Origin of the sequence: Pedobacter sp. HMWF019 (genome assembly GCF_003061025.1) — a bacterium.
Classification (GTDB): domain Bacteria; phylum Bacteroidota; class Bacteroidia; order Sphingobacteriales; family Sphingobacteriaceae; genus Pedobacter.
In genome coordinates, this window is record NZ_QAIL01000460.1 from 1 (window position 1) to 1,560 (window position 1,560).

The 1,560-nt window shown below is 37.2% G+C and carries 1 protein-coding gene; it reads right to left on the reverse strand.

Annotated features, from left to right (window positions below; translation table 11 throughout):
- Window positions 1–45: 45 nt before the first annotated feature.
- A partial coding sequence (locus tag DBR11_RS24300; RefSeq protein WP_233260887.1) for a sensor histidine kinase occupies window positions 46–1,560 on the reverse strand: 1,515 nt, incomplete at its 5' end.

The following is a 1,560-nucleotide window of genomic DNA, read 5'->3' on the forward strand; positions in this document are numbered from 1 at the left end:
ATATTAGAGAGGGTGTATTATAATCTATAAATACACCCTCTTTTTTTATATGCCAATGCTACTTCCTATTTTTAAGAAAAAATAAAACTCGATGTTTTCTCCTCTAAGTTGCACATCCAGTTTTCGTCCATTGGCTTTCGCAAATTCATGGCAAAGCTGTAAACCTAAACCAATCCCCCTTTCATTTGCTGTTCCAGGTGTACTTGCCTGAATATTTGGCCAACGCAGCGTATCCAGGTTTAATCTTCCGGGATCAATCGCAGGATTACTTACACTAACCCTAACCTCATTCCCTTCCTTTTTCAAATCAATCCGAATACAACCTCCGGGAAGAGTAAATTTAATGGCGTTATCTATCAGATTGCGTAAAATAAGCAACACCTGGTTTCGGTCTGCATAAACCTCAGGTACTTCCGTATCCTCCATCTTGAGCACTATAGATTTATTTAAAGCAAGTGGCTGATAAACATGCAGTAATGTATCAGTAGCACGGTTAAGATCAAAAACAGAAAAGAAGCTTCCCGAGGAATCCATCTGGTTTCTGGCCCAATATAAAAGATTATCAAGGGTATGATGGATCACGTCAATATTTTTACGACTGGCATTCAGCAAGTGCTTGAGCTCATCAAGACTAAGCATATCCATATCGTTTAACGTAAAGATGCTCACCAAACTATTAAAAGGACTTCTCAAATCATGAGCAACAATAGAGAAGAGTTTGTTTTTTACCGCATTGGAAGCTTCTAATTTATCAATACTTTGATGAAGTTGTATCGTTCTTTCGGCCACTACCTTCTCTAGTTCTTCATTATGCACCCTTACAATCCTAAGATTTTCGTCCTTTGTTTTCCGTTCACTTCTGATCAGATCACGGTAACGGTCTCCCAATGCAAAGGCCAAAAGAAGAAGCTCTACGGTAGAGCCTAATGGCAAAAGATTAAATGTAAAATCACTGGTCCTAAACATTCCTGCAAGACTAAAAGTGAAAGCCATAATCGTCAATGACATTAATGCCCATGCACCAATATAATACTTAGCAGATTTATATCCTTTAAGCCAAAGCATTATTCCCGCTGCCATCAGCATAATTGTATTCACAACTCCAAGCACTTGCGCATAAGATGCGCCCAGAGATTTAAATCCCAATATACTGATCAAAAACTCTACGACACAGAATGCAAAAACAACGTTATACCACCTTATCCAGGAAGGCGCAGTATATTTCAAATTCAGGAACTTTCTGGAAAAAAGGACAGCTGTAATTGCAGAAAAAGAATGAAAAATATGTGGATAAGTATTAAGCGCTATTCTAAATTGATCGCCAAATAGATAACTATAACCCTTTAAGTAGAGAACAACATAAAAGAAAAGGCTAAAAATATAGAGACTATAATATAGATAAGTTTTATCTCCAAGGCTAAAGAACAAAAAGATATTGAAAAGGAACAAGCTAAAAATCACACCAATATAAATACTCTCCAGCAGTAATTTAGGTGTCCCCATAGCAAGATTATCGCTCGTAATCAACTTAATCGGCAGCAGCATAATGTTATTGGAACG